Source organism: Paenibacillus sp. FJAT-27812, assembly GCF_001273905.1.
Lineage (GTDB): Bacteria > Bacillota > Bacilli > Paenibacillales > Paenibacillaceae > Pristimantibacillus.
Map to the genome: position 1 here is coordinate 2,933,475 of NZ_LIGH01000001.1, position 18,919 is coordinate 2,952,393.

An 18,919-nucleotide genomic window follows, 5' to 3' on the forward strand; every position below is an offset into this window, starting at 1 on the left:
TAAATTTAGGTCAACAAAGACAAGGATTTGGGAGGGACAACATGACGAGTCTAATGCGCGAGCTTCGAATGATAGGCCGAAATAAAGCTTTATTGCTGATGGTGCTTCCTGGTGCCATCTGGTTTTTTCTTTTTTGCTATCTTCCGATGCCGGGGGCTATCATCGCTTTCAAAAATTATAAATTTAGCAGGGACGGCTTTCTTGCAAGCCTTCTCAACAGCGAATGGTCAGGCTTTAAAAACTTCGAGTTTCTGTTCACGACGCAGGATGCCTTTATCATTTTTCGCAATACCATTCTCTATAACGCCGTATTTATCGTGCTCGGAACGGCCTTGTCCGTATTTGTGGCAATCGTCATTCACGAGATTACGAATAAGAAGATGGCGAAAATTTATCAGACCGGCATGTTTTTGCCGCATTTTCTATCTTGGGTAATCGTGAGCTATTTTGTCTACAGCTTTCTAAGCGTTGACAGAGGCGCACTGAACCAAATGCTTGATTTCCTAGGAATGAAGCCGATTTATTGGTATTCGGAGAAGGCGTACTGGCCTTATATTCTGGTGTTCGTGAATTTGTGGAAGGGCGTTGGTTTTGGAAGCGTCATCTACCTGGCGGCGATTGTTGGCATCGACAAATCCTATTTCGAAGCGGCGATGATCGACGGGGCGAGCAAGTGGCAGCAGATTAGGAAAATAACGATACCTATGATTACGCCAATTATCGTTATTCTATTTATTCTCGCAATCGGCGGCATATTCAGAGCGGATTTCGGCTTGTTTTACCAGGTGCCTCGGGATACCGGCGCGTTATATCCTGTAACGAACGTGATTGATACGTTTGTCTACCGGGGGCTGAAGGTAACGGGGAACATCGGAATGAGTACCGCAGCAGGCTTGTATCAAGCTGTAGTAGGCTTCGTGCTTGTTATCGTAACGAATATGATCGTTAGAAAAATAAACAAAGAGCAAGCTTTGTTTTAAAGGAAAGGGGGACGTTCAACTTGGCTGAAAACATAATCGTCAAACAGCAGAGCAAACCGGTTAGAACAAAGAAGACGAGGGATATTCATAAGCTGCCTCCGTTTTGGAACGGGCTGGCGCATCTGGCTATGGGCTTATTCTCATTCATGTGCGTATATCCGTTCCTGTTCATTATCGTTATTTCCTTTACGGATGAGCAATCGCTCGCGGTCAATGGCTACAGTATTTTTCCGGAAAAATGGTCCGCGTCCGCTTACGTATACATGTTCAAGACGGGCGACCAGCTGCTGCGCTCCTATGGGGTAACGCTGTTTGTCACCATTGTGGGGACGCTTCTGACGATCGCGATCGTCTCGCTTTATTCCTACGCAATCTCGCGCAACTATTTCAGGTATCGCGGCATATTTTCCTTTATCGCCTTTTTCACGATGCTGTTCGGCGGGGGACTAGTTCCCTCCTACATCGTAATGACGCAGGTTTTGCATTTGAAAGACACGGTGTGGGCTTTGGTTCTTCCGATGTGCGTTAGCGCGTTCTCGATTCTCATTATGCGCACCTTTTTTAAAACGATGGTTCCTGACGCCATTATTGAGTCGGGAAAAATCGACGGCGCCAGCGAGTTTCGCGTGTTCTTTTATTTAGTGCTGCCTATTTCTCTTCCGGGCCTCGCTACGATCGGCTTGTTCAGCGCTTTAGGCTACTGGAATGATTGGTTTAATGCGCTGCTCTACATAGACAATGCGAGTCTCGTGCCTTTGCAGTCGCTGCTGATGAAGATCGAGAACAACATCCAGTTTATTGTACAAAACTCAACCAGCGTTGCCGGCACAGAACGCTCGGAGCTTATCAGAACGCTGCCGATGGAGACGACGAGAATGGCAATGGTTGTACTGGCAACGGTGCCGATCGTGTTCGCTTATCCTTTTTTCCAAAAGTATTTTGTACAAGGCCTGACGATCGGGGCTGTCAAAGAATAGCACGACAAGCATAATTAAAAGGCGTTATTAAGGCGCACGAGCCGGCAACCGGCATCGACGTGTTAATATATATTTTCACCAATAAAGGGAGGAACAAAGAATGGTAGCCAAAAGCAGAAAAAGTATGCTTACTGTACTTGTTTTCATTATGATTGCTGTCGCAGCGCTCGCGGGCTGTTCCAGCGGAAAAGAGAATAGCGGCAGCGGCGAAAAGCCGGAGCCAACGAACAATGCGGGAGAGAAGCCGGCAGCAGAGAAAAAAGAAAAGCCAGTTAACTTGATCTGGTACACGATTGGCGGCGTGCAGGCTGATCAAGATAAAGTAATCGCTGAAGTGAATAAGTACCTGACAGAGAAAATAAACGCAACGATTGAAATGAAAGTGCTCGACTGGGGCGATTACACGCAAAAAATGCAAGTTATTGCAGCGTCAGGCGAGCCGTTCGACATCGCATTTACTTCTTCTTGGGCGTTCAACTACGTAGAAAGCGCAAGAAAAGGTTATTTCTACGAGCTGGATGCGCTGCTAGACGAGTATGGCAAGGGCATCAAGGAAGTGCTTGATCCAGCTTTCCTAGAGGGCTCCAAAGTAAGCGGCCATAATTATGCGATCCCGACGAACAAGGAGCTGCCCGCACAAGCGGTATGGCGCTTCAACAAAAATTTAGCCGATAAATACAACCTGGATATTACGAAGGCGACAACGCTGGAGAGCCTGGAGCCGATGCTGAAAGCGGTTAAAGCAGGCGAGCCGGATGTTTATCCGATCCCAAGCAACATCGATCCATTCCTGCCGTTCGACTATGCGCTTGAAGGGCTGCCAATTGGCGTGCCGCTGAATACGACCGATTTTAAAGTGGTAAATGTATGGGATACGCCAGAAGCGAAGCAAATGTTCGGCACGATGCACAAGTATTATAAAGCAGGCTATTTGCCTCCAGACGTTGCAGTTAAGCAAGGAAATGAACATGAGAAAACAGGCAAATGGCTTGTAGACAAGCAGCATACGGTACCTTTTGCAGATATTCTCTGGACGGACAGCATGCAATATCCGATTGCGTCCACGCCAATCCATGAGCCAATGGTATTTAACTGGTCGGTTACCGGCTCGCTTCAAGCGATCTCGGCACAGACTAAATATCCGGAAAAAGCGATGGAATTTCTAAATCTGCTTAATACCGATGCACACCTTCGCAACCTGTTGAACAACGGTATTGAAGGCGTCCATTACAAGAAGCTTACGGAGGACACGTTCGAGCCGATTCCAGATTCGGGCTACTCGATGCCGGCATTTACGCTCGGAAATATGTTCCTTCTTGATAAGCTTGCCAATGATCCGGCTGATAAATGGGAGCAGTACAAAGCGTTTAACAGCTCCGCTACGAACGCGCCGCTGCTCGGATTCCAATTCGATCCTACAAGCGTAATGTCGGAAATTGCCAACGTGAAAAACGCTGTTGACGAGTATGGCAATGCGCTCAAAACAGGCTCGGTTAACCCGGATGAAATTCAGCCGAAAGCGGTTGAGAAGCTGAAAGCGCAAGGAATTGACAAGATTATGGCTGAAGTACAGAAGCAGCTTGACGAATGGCGCGCAAGTAAATAGAAAAATACAGAATCGGATACAGATAGGGGAGCAGGGAAACAGAAATGGGGAATTGAAATGATCACGAAGTTAAACGGGTATAAGCTTATAGCGGGTTTGTTTTTAGCTTGTTCGATCTGTATGGCATGGAGCGGCACGGCCAGCGCAAAGCAGCCGACCGCATCCGCTTGGTTCGTTGATGATCTGCTGCAATGGTCGCCGGAGACAGACCCGGATGCCGCATTCAATCGAGCTTCAATCCCGCTTGCTAGCCGGACTAATGGAGGTTATCAAGTCAATCCGAATGCATCAACAGCTCCTAAACTGGCTGCTCTTTCCGCAATGTATCAATCAACCAGCAAGGTGCCTTCCCAAGGCTCGGAGCAATTTGACGTATATGCTTTTCAATACTGGCAGTACGTTGATTTGCTGGTGCACTGGGCAGGCTCCTCCAGCGAGGGCATTATCGTGCCGCCGAGCGCTGATGCGATCGACGCGGCTCACAAAAACGGCGTGCCGATTTTAGGCAATATTTTTTATCCGCCGACGGCATATGGAGGAAAGTTCTCCTGGGTCACGGCCTCGCTGCAAAAAAATGCCGACGGCTCCTTTCCGTTTGCCGATAAATTGATCGAAGCAGCCGATTACTACGGCTTCGACGGTTGGTTTATCAATCAGGAGACAGCCGGAGGAAATGCGGCTACTGCAAGCTTGATGCAGGAGTTTCTAAAGTATTTGCAGGCGCACAAAAAGCCCGGCATGCAAATGCAGTGGTACGATGCGATGAACAGCACGGGCGCGGTCGGCTGGCAGCGCCAGCTGAACAATAACAATGCCATGTTTGTCGAGGATAATGGCAGAGTGTCCGATAGCATGTTTATTGACTTCTCATGGAATCAGACGGGACTGAACAATTCCAGAGCCAAAGCGGAGAGTCTGGGCAGAAGCCCGTACGACATCTACGCCGGCATTGATGTTGAGGCGAACGGGACGGGATCGAATCCGAATTGGGGAGCCATCTTCCCGAATAATCAGCCGGCAACGCTCTCGCTCGGCATTTACCGCCCGGATTGGGCGTTCAAGGTGCATAAGAGCAGAGAAGATTTATATGCCAAGGAAAACCTGTTCTGGGTCGGCCAAAACGGCGATCCTAGCCGTACGACAACGACGGCAAGCTGGAAGGGCATAGCGAATTATTTCGTGGAAAAAACGCCGGTAACGAAGCTTCCTTTCATTACTAACTTTAATACCGGCAACGGCGATTTCTTCGCGGTGGATGGCGAGGTGCTGCGCACGAAGCCTTGGAACAACCGCAGCTTGCAGGATGTCATGCCGACATGGCGCTGGATAACGCTCAGCCAAGGAACCGCGTTGAAGCCTAGCATCGATTTCTCTTCCGCTTACTATGGCGGCAGCTCGCTGAAGGTGGCGGGAAATCTTTTGAATGCGAAAAACGCTACCCAGGTTAAGCTCTACAAAACAGAGCTGCCGGTAGCTGCTGACACGAGCCTTGCGTTAACGTTCAAAACGAATACGCCGGGCATGACGGACTCCAATATGCAGGTAGGGCTAGCGTTTGCCGATGCACCCGATCAATTTGTATTTCTTGATGCAGGGGAAGCGACACCTGGCGCTTGGCGCACGAAAAATCTTCCGCTAGCGGCGTACCAAGGCAAGACGATCGCAGCCATTTCCTTAAACTTCACCAGCCAGAAAGCCGTTCTTGACTATTCGATCAATATTGGTCGGTTGTCTGTGACTGCTTCTTCGGCACAAGGGAATGAAGCGGAAGCCGTTCGTGATCTATCAGTCGAAAACGACTTCATCACGGACATCACCGCCGATGCCCGGATTAAATGGGACGGGTCGGGCTCAAATGCCGCTTATTACGAGATTTATCTGATTAAGCCGGACGGCAGCAGGGAGTTCCAAGGCGCTACGCCAAATACGGCTTATTACGTACCTGCCATTAAGCGCATCGGCAAGGAACTGACAAGCGTCATCGAGGTTGTTCCTGTTGATCCGTACTACAGACAAGGCGCGGGGACGCAAGCGATTATGGAATGGCCGGAGTATCCGAAGCCGGAAGCGAAGTTTACAGCTGATGCTTGGTACGCTGCGCCTGGCGATACCGTCACCTTCTATGATCAGTCGTTTGAAACGAAGGAGAAGGTCGTATGGGAATTTCCGGGCGGTACGGTTGATTACAGCTCGGGAAATCCGAAGGTGACCTATGCGCAGGAAGGCATCTACACGGTGAAGCTAACCGCTATCAATAGCGCTGGAGAGGATACGGCAACGGCGCAGGTTACCGTAACGAGCGACATTATCGGCGGGAAGCTGAATATGGCGTTGGGCAAGCCAGACAGCGCTTATACGGCCGACTCGCAATGCGCGGCTGGCGAGGCAGCCAAGTTCGCTTTTGACGGCAACGCCAAAACCAAATGGTGCGCCAACTCAGCCACTAATCCTCACTGGGTAAAGGTTGATTTGGGGCAGAAAGCATTGATCAGCGAATTTAAAATCGGCCATGCCGCGTATGGCGGTGAAGCTGATGCCATGAATACGGATAGCTATAAAATCCAGATCAGCAGCGATAACGCGGCCTGGAGCGATGTAACGACAGTAGTAGGAAATACGTATAGCGTAACCGAGCATAACATACCGTTGACGGAAGTGAGGTATGTAAGGCTGCAGCTGGATAAAGCGACGGCTACGGATAACACTGCGCGGATCTATGAATTTGAAGTGTACGGCTTCAAAAGCCGGTTTGTCGAAATGATGAACAGCGTTCAAAGCGCCGCGGATATGCAGGCTGCGTTGGAGTCGCCGGGGCTTAATCTGAATTTGAGCTTGTACAATAAGCTGGATGACTATACGAAACGAGTCGTTTCCTATGAAGTGTGGGAGAACAAACCAGTTGGCGGGTTCATGGACAAAACATCGCTGCAAGCGGCCGTCGACGCGGTTGTTCAAGCGTATGTCGAAGAAATGATTAGGACAGCCGTTGCGGCGGTTAACGGCGCGCAGGATGCGGCTGCTATGAAGACAGCGTTGGAAGCGTCCGGGCTTGGCTTGTCGATGGAGCTGTACAGCCTGCTTGATGATAAACAAAAGTCTTATATCGCTTCGGAGCTGTTAGCGAGCCGTCCGGCTGAAGGTTATGCGGACCAAGAAAGCATACGAGCAGCATTTGAAGCACGGGTGTTTGGCGGCATAAGAGGGCACTGGGCGGAAAGCGAGCTCAAGGACTGGATCAAGAAAGGCATCCTTAAAGCGGATGATACCGCAAATATTGATCCAAATCACTCCATGAAACGGTCCGAGCTGGTAAGCCTGATGAATAAAGCGCTGAATAAGGAGCTTACGTTCGAGGGCGTTATGGCGCAAATTGCGGCAGATTACAGCATGGATGCGGAGCTGCTTGTAAGCCGTGAGGAGCTATTGGCGATTATATCCAAAACGTTAGCGCTCAATACGGCTGTTGACACCGATGCGCTAAGCAAGTTTGCGGACGTGGAATCCGTGAATCAGCCATTTAAGGCTTATATTAACGCTTTGTTTGCAAACGGACTTGCGCCGCTGTTTGCAGAAGGCCAGACACTCTCGCCGCAAAACGAGGTTACGCTGGCAGAAGCCGTTATGTTGCTGCGGAAAGCCTTAACCTATGAGGGCGGCGAGTCGCCGGGCGATGGCGAGGGGAACGGTGGGAACCCGCCTGTTGACGGCGGCTACACGCCACCGGTTACGCCACCTGCGCCCGCAACTAAAGCAGACCTGACCATAGCGGCAAATGGCACAGGAACGGTTAAGCTAAACGATGAATTGACGTTGGTCGTTCCTGCCGGCGCATCGGTACAGGAGCTGCGCGTCAGCATTGAGAAACTAGCGAATGCGGCCCCACTGATAAGCAATACGGACATTCTGCTTAGTCCCGTTTTTGAACTATTAAAGAATATGACCGGAAGCTTTGGGAAACCAGTGAGCCTGTCGATTAAATTCGATTCATCGAAAGTTGGAACAAACCGTGTGCCGGTCATTTTCTACTACGATGAAGCTGGCAAGAAATGGATTAAAGTCGGGGGAAAAGCAGCAGGGGACATCATTACGGCAGAGGTTGATCATTTTACCAAATTCGCTGTCTTTAGCATTGATGTGAAGGAATTAGCGGAGACGAAACCTCCCGTATCGTTCAACGATATTGCTGGACACTGGGCAGAGACTAACATTAAGGATGCTGCTTCGAAAGGTATAGTTGGCGGTTATTTAGACGGCAGCTTTAAACCGAATGCGCAGGTTACACGCGCGGAGTTTACAGTTATGCTGGTTAACGCTCTCCAGCTGAAAGGGGAAGCTAAGCCGCTCGCCTTCAAGGATAGCGAGATGGTGCGTGATTGGGCGAAGGATGCTATTTCTTTAGCTGCAGAGGCTGGCATTATCAGCGGTTATGAGGATGGCACTTTCCGCGCCGATGCAATCATTACTCGCGCCCAAATGGTGGCGATGATTGTCAAGGCTGCCGCTTTGCCGGTAAGCGAGATCGACAGCACCACTTTTGCTGACGACGCAGCAATTGCCGCGTGGGCGAAAGGTTATGTCATGACCGCCGTGCAGCAGGGCATTATCCAAGGACGCGGGGGCAAGCGCTTTGCGCCTAACGATTCAGCGACGAGAGCGGAGTCGGTAACCGTTCTGCTGAAAATGCTGGAGCTTCTTAAGAAGTAAGCCAGTCAGCGAGCAATACTCGAGTAGAGGCACTGGAAAAGCTGTATTTTCCAGTGCCCTTTCGTATGCCGAGGAGGAACGGTTTGGCGCTGCTGCTTTTCCGTTTTTATCTCCCTGCGTGAAAAAGTTGTCCTAGCCCTCATTTTGCCCCGCGCGCCGCTGAAGTTGAAGCTGAGGCAAGAGGCTTCAGCCGCCGGAATCAGGATTAACGGGAAAAACGCCCGTTATATCAGCCGATATCGAGCGAAATTTATGATTAGTTGGATTTCCTCCCGCTAATTTGTTCTTTTTAGCCCAAATGGGCTGGACGTGCTCCGATTAACGGGAGATTTTCCAGCTAAACGTTCCATACGCCCTCTGAATCCAAAGATTAGATGGAGTTATTCCTGTTAGTTGCACGCAGCTGGGGTGCTGGCGATTGAAGTAGTACCCCCGACACGACAAACGAGCCTTAGAAGCGATTCTAAAGGCTCTTTTTCTTTTGGCATAGCCATTCGTCCAACATTATTTCTAGACACTGCGGCATACGCCCAAACCCCATGCTGCGCTTTGGCATAGGCTGTTATCATCATATGAAACCAAGGAGCTTAATCCAAATGTCAAAAAGAGCTATTATAGCGGAAGCGGATGTCAACGAACTATCAGCTGACGATCTTGCCCTGTGGGGTGCAGTTATTTTAATAATTGGCGATTTATTTGGATTGTTCGCAATCATAAAAGAAAGAACGGAGTCCTCAAATAAATAATAATTTCTTTCTAATTATCATAAGCATGCTAAATCTATTTTCAAATAAAGGAGCATAAGATGACTTCCAAAAAAGAAATTACAGCTGATGATTTGGCTAAAATTTCAGTGTCCCTTTCAATTGTTGGTTATAGCTTAGGGTTATTAGCGCTGGAAAGAGCGAAAGAAGAGGAAGAGAAGAGCAAGGATAACGAGCGGATGACGGCGGCAATCAATAGGATGGTTAGAAGATTTTCCCGTTAGAAGCAGCAAACAGCCCCCGAGCTTCAAGCTTGGAGGCTATTTGATCGTGATTTTATAAGAGAAGCTCCAGCCATTGTTCATTCGTTACCGGTCCAAAATAGAACGGCAAATCGATGCCATCGATGAGCTGCTTGAGCGCAGAAGCTTCATACCGAGTGCCGATCAGCTTCTCAGCCACTTCATTTCTGTCGCCGCGACCGAAGAAATCGCCGTAAATGGCAGCGCCTACGATTACGCCTTCTTCTACCTGAAGGCGTACGTCAAACGTCCCGGCACCCTCTATCCGTTTCTTCTGCTGCACGTTGAAGGCAGGAGAGCGGCCGTAGTTCCATTCCCAGCTGCGATAGCGCTCGTCAGCAAGCTTGTGAACGCTCTCCCAGTCCTGCTCCGTTAGCTCGTAGAACGGAATTTCCTCGAAGCCTTCGAAAATCGATTGCAGCAAGCTTTGCCGGAACTGCTCGACCGTCAGCGGCTCCTTCAAAAATTCTGAAATATTAGCAACGCGGCTGCGAATCGATTTGGTTGATTTTGACACGTACTTCTCCGCATTGATCTTGAGCGCCGATACGACATTTTCGATTTCGGAATCAAATAAAAGCGTTCCGTGGCTGAACATTTTTCCCTTTGTAGAGAACTGAGCATTGCCGGATATTTTACGCTCGCCGACTTGAAGATCATTTCGTCCGGTCATTTCCGCATCTACGCCGAGGCGTTGGAGCGCGCGAACGACGGGCTCTGTGAACTTCTTGAAGTTATGGAAGGATTGGCCGTCATCCTTCATGATGAAGCTGAAATTTAAATTGCCGAGATCATGGTAGACAGCGCCGCCTCCAGACAGTCTGCGGACCACATGAATGCCGTTTGTCTCTACATACTCCGCGTTGATTTCTTCGACCGTATTCTGGTTTTTGCCGATGATGATCGAAGGCTCATTCATGTAGAAAAGCAGATAATCGTCATTGTCTGGCAATGAACGCAATATATATTCCTCTAACGCCAAATTTAGCGTGGGGTCGGTAATGCCGTTGTTGCTTACAAAGCGCATCGTTATTCTCCTCCTATGTAGTAGCTCTTAAGGGCAATTATACCTGCATAAAGAGCCAGTTATCAAACCAGTCCAAAAAAGCATTCCACAGGAGGGAGTCCCATGGAATGCTTCATCGCTTTGTAGATTATGCTGAGTTCGTTTTTGCGGCTTTTACTGAGGCTGCGTCAGCGCTAGTTTCCTTAACAGCCATCTTGCTTGTTCCTTGGAAAACGCCGCCGGCTTCAATGAGGAGATTTTCCGCGGATAGATTGCCGATGAGGGAGCCGGTCGCGCGTATTGTTAGCGTTCCTTTTACCTCCACGTTGCCGTATACTTTGCCTGCGAGGATGAGGTCGCGGGCGACAATCGTTGAGCGGGCGCTGCCGTTCTCACCGATCGTGACATGGCCTGCCGATTCAATATCGCCAATGACATGGCCGTCGACGCGGATGCTGGCTTCGGATTTGATTTTACCTTCGAAGGTTGAGCCTTCTCCGACAAGCGTATCGGTCGTGTCCGGATTTAGCTTCACGTTTTTATTTTTAAACATATTAGGGCTCCTTCCTGTCTGCTTTAATGTAAGGAACGGGATCTACGTTTTTGCCGTTGATGGATACCTCGTAATGCAGATGCGGTCCGGTGCTTCGGCCCGTGCTGCCTAGTTCGCCGATGACCTCGCCTTTCTGCACCTTGTCGCCAACCTCCGCGATGTTTTTATGCAAGTGGAGATAACGAGTGCTGACGCCTCTGCCGTGATCAATCATGACATTTATGCCATGGACCCGGTCTCTTTCTGATATCGTCACAATGCCATCTGCTGCCGCATAAATAGGATCTCCGGTATTTCCGCCGATATCGAAGCCGGAATGATAGGTCGCTCGTCCCGTAAAGGGATCTTTGCGTATGCCGAACAAGGACGTCACCTTGCGTGAATCGGTCGGCCAGATCGTAGGCGTGATTTGCAAAATTTTCTGATAGGCAACAACCGCTTTTTTGGTGTCCTGCAGCTGCGGAATCATCGCGTCCATTTGCTGCAATACTTCCGCGTAATGCTTGCTTGTCTGCATATAGAGATCGTCCCCGGCCTCTTCCTGCAGCGGCAGCTCCTCGCCGCCTTGTCCGCCTTCCACAGTATGGAGGCTGGAGATGGAGACAGGCGATTTGGTATCGATGCCGGCTAGCTGCTTCAGCTGGGACCCGAGTGCGTTGATTTCCACCATTTTGTTTTCCATTGCTTGGGCTTGCTCCGAAAGCCGGACGAGATTGGTCTGAAGCTCGGATATATGATTTTCATTGTCGGACAGCTGCTGCTCATATTGGAGAGCCGATGCCGCGAGCTGGTTTTTTAGCGTGTCGGTTACCGAGGCGTGCCGCGATAATAATAGAAAGAATAAAATGGCGCAAAGCGTAAGCAATAAGACAACAATCGGTAATAAAATGATAACGAGACCGGATAACCGGAACCGCTGAACCGTTTGATTCGCATCCGGAATGATGACAAACGTAAATCTTTTTGACAGCCAATTCATGACGTTCCTCCTATATTTCCCATAGCTTACCAACATGAGTCATTCGACACCCTCCTACTAAAGTCCTCTATTTTTGAGCGAAAATTTGGAAAATATTAATAGTTCGTCCTGCGATAATGTAGAAAGATGTCGAAAAACTCGCAGAAAGAGCCAATAGGAAAAAAACAGCGGGCTGGTGGCTGGGAAGGCGGGCTATGCAGAGGCGCCAATAATTCGTATAATCTGATGAGATCAAAGCTTAAAACAGAGGTGAGACTAGTGGAAGCTAAATTTTGTATGGCATGCGGGCATGAGCTTGAAACACGCGATGTTGACGGGACGATGAGAAGGGCATGTACGAGCTGCAGCTTTGTGCATTGGGGCAACTATAGCATTGGCGTAGGTGCGCTTGTCGTTAAGGATAATAAAATATTGCTCGTTCGCAGGGCGCAGGAGCCGGGTAAAGGGAAGTGGACGAATCCGGGCGGATACATTGAGCAGCTGGAAGCGATTCAAGATACGATCGAGCGAGAAGTGCTAGAGGAGTGCGGCGTGAAAGCCAGCGTTAAAAACGTCCTGGCGCTGCGCGACCAGCCGAGGAGCATACATAATCTCTACGTCGCGTTCGATATGGAATATGTGAGCGGCGAGCCTACCCCCGACTTTGTGGAGGTTGACGCTGCGGGCTTCTTCACCCTGCAGGAGCTGGAGTCGATGGACGTTGCAGGCTTTACGCAGTGGCTTGTTGATGTTGCGTTTCATGCGCGTTCGGAGGGTTTAAGAGTAGATTCGGAGCCTGTCGTTCCGCTTAGCGGTTATGGGCTGTTCCGGGCTTAATTAGCTACTTCTCCTGCTGCTTCCCAGGAGGTTATTGAGCGGGACAAAAGGCAGCGTTACTTGATTGGCATAGCGTACCGGAATACCGGAACAAGAGACAAGCGAGCTGTTTGGGCAGCCCGCTTGTCTGTTTTATTTAAAGGGGGAAGGATTAGAAAGTGATGCATACTTTCCCAAAGTGCGTGCCCTTAGCAAGATGGAGGAACGCATCAACGGATTGTTCAAACGGAAATATACGGTCAATGACGGGACGGAGCTTATTTTGCTCGATGGCACGGTTCATCGACTCGAACATAGCCCTGCTGCCGACATTAATGGCTTGCAGGCGAGCCTTCTTTTGTATCGCGGCGATAATATTAAATCCCTCCACGCTTGCCCCCGATAAAATGCCGACCAAACTAATTTGCCCGCCCAGGCGCAGGGCGCCGAGCGATTGATTCAGCGTAGCGGCGCCGCCAACATCAACAACAAGATCAGCGCCTCTGCCATGCGTCAGCTCAAGCACCGCTGGAGCCCATTCCGGCGTGCTTCTGTAGTTGATGCCATGGTCCGCTCCTAGCGATTTGGCACGCCCGAGCTTATCGTCGCTGCTCGAAGTCACGATGACGGTTGCGCCGTGAAGCTTCGCGAATTGGAGCGCGAACAAGGAAACGCCGCCCGTACCCTGAATGAGCACCGTGTCGCCGGATTTAACCTTGCCTTCCTCTACTATGGCATGCCATGCGGTCACTCCCGCGCAAGCAAGCGAAGCGGCTTCCTCGTCGGTTAAATGAGCCGGCACGCGAACAAGGCCCTGCTCGTTCAACACAGCATATTCGGCAAGCAGCCCGTCCAGCGGATTGCCCAGCGTGCTGGCCAGGCCCTCCTGCGTCGGTTCGCCGGACAGCCAGCTCTGCGTGAAAATGCCGCTAACCCGATCGCCCAGCTTGAAGCGGCCTGCCTGTTCCCCAAGGCCGACCACCTCGCCAACTCCGTCCGAGACGGGGATAAGGGGCAGCCGCAGGTTCGGATTATAGAAGCCGCTGATGACCCCAAGATCACGGTAATTGAGCGAAGCCGCGCGCATTTTGATAAGCACCTCGCCAGTGCCGGGAACAGGAATGCTGCGCTCTGCTTTCCTCACATGATCAAGCCCGAAGCCATCTTGTATTTCAAATACGTTCATGGATGATCTCTCCTTTTTTGTAGGTGTAGACATACATTAATACATATACTAATATTTAGTAAGTAGGCACTTTAACGTTCGCTGCGAACCTTCAGGTGCGCAAGGAGGAGAGTTATGGCAAATACGGCTCAAGTCAAACAGCCTGATCTATCGATTACGGCATGCAGCTACAGCAGGGTGCTCGAAATCATTTCGAATAAGTGGTCGGCGCTGGTTCTTTATGCTTTGGCGGACGGTACCTTGCGTTACGGAGAAGTAAGAAGGCGAATCGAGGGCATCTCGCAAAAGATGCTGACCCAAACGCTGCGGCAGCTGGAGAGAGACGGCCTAATTGGACGTGATGTAACGCCGTCTGTGCCGCCGATTGTCGACTATTCATTGACCCCGCTTGGCGACACTTTAATAAATACGATGACGCATTTAAAGCTGTGGACGGCTGAATATTATCCGCTTGTCCAGCAGGCAAGAGAGCAATACGACCGGATTAACGGCGAGGATGCGCGATAAGCGCGCAAATAAAAACGGAGGAATCGATTCGATTCCTCCGTCTTTTATTTACATGTTATTCTTGCGTTATTCAATCATCAGAATCTCACGAATCTCCTGCTCCGATAAGGAGGACAATGACTCCTGCCCTGGCTGGATGACCTCGTCGATCAGATTTTTTTTCTTCTGCTGCAGATCGTACATCTTGTCCTCAACCGTTCCTTGCGTGACGAGGCGGATCACTTGGACGACGTTTTTCTGCCCGATGCGGTGCGCGCGGTCGGCTGCCTGCTGCTCGACAGCAGGATTCCACCATAGATCGTACAAAATAACGGTATCTGCTCCTGTGAGGTTCAGTCCGGTACCGCCGGCTTTGAGCGACAGCAGGAAGACATCGCGCTCGCCGTCATTGAATCGGTTGCAAAGTGCAACGCGCTCAGAGGCAGGCGTTTGCCCGTCCAAGTAGAAATAAGGCACGCCTTGGTAACCAAGCTCCCTCCCGATTAGGCCAAGCATCTCGGTGAACTGCGAGAAGATGAGAAGCCGTTTGCCGGCGCTTTGGCATTCCTGGATAATTTCGAGAAGCTGCTCGAATTTGGCGGAGCTGCCCTTGTAATCCTCGACGAACAGCGCAGGGTGGCAGCAGAGCTGGCGCAGCCTCGTTATGCCCGCCAAAATCCGAATCCGATTTTTTTGGAAACCTTCCTCGTTCAAATGCTTCACCGTTTCCTGCTGAAGCTTGGCGAGGAAGGCTACGTACAGCTGCTTCTGCTCCGGCAGCAGCTCGGATGCCTGAATCGATTCGATTTTCTCAGGCAGCTCCTGAAGCACATCGGTCTTCAGCCTGCGCAGCAGGAAAGGGCGAACCCGCTTCGCAACCGCCTCGCGGGATAGCTCATTAAAGGCTTGCCTGCTTGGGAAAAGCTCAGGGAACACAGCACCGAAGATCGACCATAGCTCCTCCAGCGTGTTTTCCACCGGCGTCCCGGTCAATGCGAAGCGGAAGCTGGCTTCAATGGCTTTAACCGCCTGCGCGGTTTGGGTCGTATGGTTTTTGAAATATTGTGCCTCATCCAAAATGAGCGTATGGAAGCTTTGCTTCGCATACTGAACGATGTCTCTGCGAAGCAGGGGATACGAGGTGATGATCACATCCGCCTCTGCATGGTCCTTCAGTACGCCGCTGCGTTCCGCTTTGCTGCCGTCGGCAATGACCGCCCGAATCTCGGGGGCGAATTTTCCCAGCTCATTAAGCCAGTTGTATACGAGCGAAGCCGGGGAGACGATTAAGACAGGCTGCTCCCGCTCGTGAATGTCTGGCAGGATGGAGACGATAAAGGCGATTGCTTGTACCGTTTTGCCTAGGCCCATATCATCGGCAAGAATGCCGCCAAAATGATAGTGAGCCAGCGTCTTCATCCATTGGTAGCCATACTTCTGATAATCACGAAGCACGGGCGCTAGGCTATCAGGAACAGGGAAATCCAGATTGTCAGGATTTCGCATATTCTCGAGCAGCCGGCGGAACGATTTGCCGAGCTTCACGGCTTTCCCTTTCTCAAGCGAGTCGATGAGATGCAGACCGCGCGCCGCAGGAATGCGGAATTCAGACCCTTGTATATCCCCTTTGCGGAGACCGACTTCGTTCAAGAAGCGAATAATTTCTTGGAACTCGGCGCCATCAAGCGGCAATAACGAGCCGTCCGGCAGGCGGTGATATTTGCGTTTCACTTCAAGCGATTTCAGCAGGCTGCGTATTTCTGAATCAGGAATGCCGTCCATATTAAACTTAAATTCAAGCCAGTCGGTGCGCTCGTCCACGTTAACGGTCACTTTTGGCGGCGCATGCTTGGTTACGATGCGCACCTTCACGGCGGAGGTCGCATACACAGCAAGCAGCTTCTCCAGCTGCGGGATGACGTTGTGCAGAAATCCGAATTCCGCATCCTCGTCCTCCATGAAATAACCGCCTTCGGTTTTGGCGAAGGGGACAACCTCCATGAGCTCCAGAATGCTGCGCTCCTGCTCGCCGTCCCGCATGAGAATACGGTCGGTGCCGCGACTTTTATCGCTGCCCTCCAGCGGATTAATAACGATGTCGCCGTATTGGAACTCAAGCCCAGCGACTAACCGATCTCTAACCCTGTCTAAATACAGCTTCGCTTTAAGCTGCGTTTGCAGGATACGGTCGGAGATGGTCTCCGCGATTTTGACGCTGCCAAGCTTCATCAAGCCGGGAACGACCCTCTCCATAAAAGGCTCCATCTGCTCGGGAGCAATATGGATTTTTGGCTTGCGGGAGCTGTCGAGCAGATGCTTAAGCTCCGCCAGACGCTTGCAGGAATCCGGCTGCAGCTTGAGCAGCTTGCCATCGGCAATAGCCAGCCCATACTCTTCCATTAAAACAATTTGGTCCAAGCCTTGAATATCTAGCTGATAACCGTCGCTCGACGCTTGATCGAATGCAAAGTGAAGCGGAAGCGCCTCGTCGCTTAGCGAAATGCCAGCGACCGTTCGACTTCCGTAGGCTAGCTGCACGTTTGGAGCGGCTATGAGCAGCGGAAGCAGCGCGCCCCAAGAGAAGGGAGGCACGAGCAGCATCCGATCACCGCCGGCTGGAGCCTCTTTAATGAACGAACGAGATGACGTTTCACGGATGAAGGTTTCATTTCGAAAGATTTGATAGAGCTGCCTGAGTACCGCATCGTTCTCCGGCTGGATGCTGTGGATGGCTGGGTCATACGTAAAATGCTTCGAGAATACGAATGCCTCCCGATGCTCTATCTTTTCAAGAAATTCTCGTATGCGCTGAACGATATAAAGCCGCTTCGGGCCAACCTTCAGCTCGATGCCGAACTTATTTTTTCGGTATCCATAGGGGTAGAGCTTGCAGGTGATCTCGACATCGAGCTGCGTCCTCGTATCCAAGAGCGCCTGGCTGCGGCTTGCCCGCAGGGGCCGTCCGCCGAACAAGCCCAGCATGCCGATGGCAAGCTTGGTGTCCGCCAATTCCAATCCCGCATGCCTAGCATACCGGGGCTGAAGATACGCTTCTTCCTCTTCCTCTTCATCGTCATAAGGACGGTTCTCGGGATGCAGAAGGGAGGGGTAGGTACGTGCGGGTTTGTTGTCTTGCTTTTGGAGGTCCAGAATCTGAAGGAGCGCAGCAGCCACATGCTTGCAATATTTGTCGTAGGTGCTGAATGCGAGACAGGTGCAGGTCGCATCGACGTCCCCATCGCCGTCGATATCGACCGTAATCTCGTAGCGCCCTTCGCCACTTACGGTAGCTTCGTAGCTGGACGCCTCCGGATCAGAGCTCGTAATGGTTACATTTCCATCTTTATAGTAAGCTTCGCCGCGCTCATAGAACGTGTCGCCGCAAAGCAATTTAATGATACGCTGGGTGAGTAGAACGCTCATCGCCTCGTTCCTTTCCGTAAACGGAAACGTTTGTTCCGATTTATAAGCTAGCTCTTATCATATCAGAATTTAGGGGCCAGGTCATAACCCCATACTGAAATGCTATCCAACTAGGTTATAATGGAGAGATTAGAGCGTTTATATATGAAAAAAAAAGGAGCTGACCGCCATGCAATACAGACGTCTGGGCCAAAGCGGCCTTCACGTGTCCATTCTGGGCCTTGGAACAAACGCCTTTGGCAAACGGGCTGATTATGAGACTTCGAAGCAGATCATCCATCATGCATTGGATCAAGGAATCAATTTCATAGACACCGCTAATATATACGCAGGTACCGAGTCCGAGAAAATTATTGGGCAGGTGCTAGAGGGAAGCCGCCACAATGTCGTGCTGGCAACCAAAGCGGGGTTAGTCCGCGGAGCGGGCGTGAATGAACGGGGCTCGTCCAGGCATCATTTGATGGCGGAGCTGGAAGGCAGCCTAAAGCGCCTAAAAACTGATTATGTTGATCTTTATCAGATCCACACCTTTGATCCGGCAACGCCTCTTGAGGAAACGCTGCGAACGCTCGAGGATATGGTTCGTTCAGGGAAGGTGCGCTATATCGGCGCATCCAACTATTTCGCTTGGGAGCTGATGAAGGCTATCGGCATTAGCGAACGGCTTGGGCTGAACCGATTCGTATCGACACAAGTGAGCTACTCGCTCGCTGATCGGACGCCCGAGGCGGAGCTTGTCCCGATGTGCCTGGACCAAGGAGTCGGCATCATTCCTTATTTTCCGCTCGCAGGCGGTATTTTGTCCGGCAAGTACAGCTCATCCAACCAAGCGCCGGAAGGCTCGAGGGCACAGACCGACCCGAGCTTCGGCCGGTTTCTGAACGACAAGACGTTAACGCTCGGCGAAGAGGTAAACAAGCTTAGCGAGGAGCTGGGCTGTACGCCTAGCGTATTGTCACTTGCTTGGCTGATGCATCAGCCTGTCATTTCGACGGTAATCGTTGGGGCTGCGCGAGCCGAGCAGCTTGTGGAAAATAGCAAGAGCGTCGCTCTTCAGCTGGATGCGGCAACGCTGGCGAGGCTGGACACGCTTAGCAAGCCGTTCCGCTATGGTGATCCTTTTGCGTTATACCGTTTGCCTTAACCGGCAGCGGCTGCTCAAAGTCCGCCGAATAGCTCTGCTCTGCCAAGATAGGCGCCATAATGGTATGGGCGTCC

At 50.9% G+C, this 18,919-nt stretch carries 14 protein-coding genes; 9 read left to right on the forward strand and 5 right to left on the reverse strand.

The genetic code is table 11. The annotated features are described in order from the left end of the window. The first annotated feature begins 41 nt into the window (after nt 1-41). The 6 genes from ADU23_RS12490 to ADU23_RS12510 all read left to right on the forward strand — a co-directional run bounded on the left by ADU23_RS12490 (nt 42) and on the right by ADU23_RS12510 (nt 9,255). Nucleotides 42-980, forward strand: coding sequence for an ABC transporter permease (locus tag ADU23_RS12490; protein WP_053374041.1), 939 nt, complete (start codon nt 42-44; stop codon nt 978-980). Between the two features lie 20 nt (nt 981-1,000). Next, nucleotides 1,001-1,957, forward strand: a complete 957-nt coding sequence (locus tag ADU23_RS12495; protein ID WP_442950606.1) for a carbohydrate ABC transporter permease — start codon at nt 1,001-1,003, stop codon at nt 1,955-1,957. Between the two features lie 100 nt (nt 1,958-2,057). After that, the gene (locus ADU23_RS12500; protein WP_053374042.1) at nt 2,058-3,563 is read left to right on the forward strand and encodes an ABC transporter substrate-binding protein; all 1,506 of its coding nucleotides are present in this window, start codon (nt 2,058-2,060) and stop codon (nt 3,561-3,563) included. A gap of 57 nt (nt 3,564-3,620) precedes the next feature. After that, the gene (locus ADU23_RS31790; RefSeq protein WP_063845989.1) at nt 3,621-8,267 is read left to right on the forward strand and encodes an endo-beta-N-acetylglucosaminidase; all 4,647 of its coding nucleotides are present in this window, start codon (nt 3,621-3,623) and stop codon (nt 8,265-8,267) included. A gap of 596 nt (nt 8,268-8,863) precedes the next feature. Continuing rightward, the gene (locus tag ADU23_RS32755; protein WP_157265752.1) at nt 8,864-9,013 is read left to right on the forward strand and encodes a hypothetical protein; all 150 of its coding nucleotides are present in this window, start codon (nt 8,864-8,866) and stop codon (nt 9,011-9,013) included. Nucleotides 9,014-9,072: 59 nt separating this feature from the next. Then, nucleotides 9,073-9,255, forward strand: a complete 183-nt coding sequence (locus ADU23_RS12510; protein WP_053374043.1) for a hypothetical protein — start codon at nt 9,073-9,075, stop codon at nt 9,253-9,255. A gap of 52 nt (nt 9,256-9,307) precedes the next feature. Here ADU23_RS12510 and ADU23_RS12515 read toward each other — a convergent pair whose 3' ends face one another. From ADU23_RS12515 to ADU23_RS12525, 3 genes are all read right to left on the reverse strand, one after another. After that, complete coding sequence (locus ADU23_RS12515) at nt 9,308-10,300, reverse strand: lipoate--protein ligase (protein ID WP_053374044.1); 993 nt, start codon at nt 10,298-10,300, stop codon at nt 9,308-9,310. Between the two features lie 127 nt (nt 10,301-10,427). After that, nucleotides 10,428-10,832, reverse strand: a complete 405-nt coding sequence (locus ADU23_RS12520) for a bactofilin family protein (RefSeq protein WP_053374045.1) — start codon at nt 10,830-10,832, stop codon at nt 10,428-10,430. A gap of 1 nt (nt 10,833) precedes the next feature. After that, nucleotides 10,834-11,811 (reverse strand): M23 family metallopeptidase, encoded by a 978-nt coding sequence (locus ADU23_RS12525; protein ID WP_053374046.1) that lies wholly within the window; start codon nt 11,809-11,811, stop codon nt 10,834-10,836. A 258-nt stretch (nt 11,812-12,069) separates the two neighbouring features. On the opposite strand from ADU23_RS12525, the gene ADU23_RS12530 reads away from it, so the two are divergent. Beyond that, the gene (locus ADU23_RS12530; RefSeq protein WP_053377605.1) at nt 12,070-12,627 is read left to right on the forward strand and encodes an NUDIX hydrolase; all 558 of its coding nucleotides are present in this window, start codon (nt 12,070-12,072) and stop codon (nt 12,625-12,627) included. 151 nt (nt 12,628-12,778) lie between these two features. Here the strand turns inward: ADU23_RS12530 and ADU23_RS12535 are convergent, their stop codons facing one another. Further along, entirely contained in the window at nt 12,779-13,792 is a 1,014-nt protein-coding gene (locus tag ADU23_RS12535) for a zinc-dependent alcohol dehydrogenase family protein (RefSeq protein ID WP_053374047.1), read from the reverse strand. Nucleotides 13,793-13,906: 114 nt separating this feature from the next. On the opposite strand from ADU23_RS12535, the gene ADU23_RS12540 reads away from it, so the two are divergent. Continuing rightward, on the forward strand, nt 13,907-14,299 hold the full coding sequence (locus ADU23_RS12540) for a winged helix-turn-helix transcriptional regulator (RefSeq protein WP_053374048.1): 393 nt from the start codon (nt 13,907-13,909) through the stop codon (nt 14,297-14,299). Nucleotides 14,300-14,365: 66 nt separating this feature from the next. Here ADU23_RS12540 and ADU23_RS12545 read toward each other — a convergent pair whose 3' ends face one another. Continuing rightward, complete coding sequence (locus ADU23_RS12545) at nt 14,366-17,701, reverse strand: DEAD/DEAH box helicase (RefSeq protein ID WP_053374049.1); 3,336 nt, start codon at nt 17,699-17,701, stop codon at nt 14,366-14,368. A gap of 169 nt (nt 17,702-17,870) precedes the next feature. Here ADU23_RS12545 and ADU23_RS12550 point away from each other — a divergent pair, with 169 nt between their 5' ends. Then, complete coding sequence (locus tag ADU23_RS12550; RefSeq protein ID WP_053374050.1) at nt 17,871-18,845, forward strand: aldo/keto reductase; 975 nt, start codon at nt 17,871-17,873, stop codon at nt 18,843-18,845. Nucleotides 18,846-18,919 lie beyond the last annotated feature (74 nt).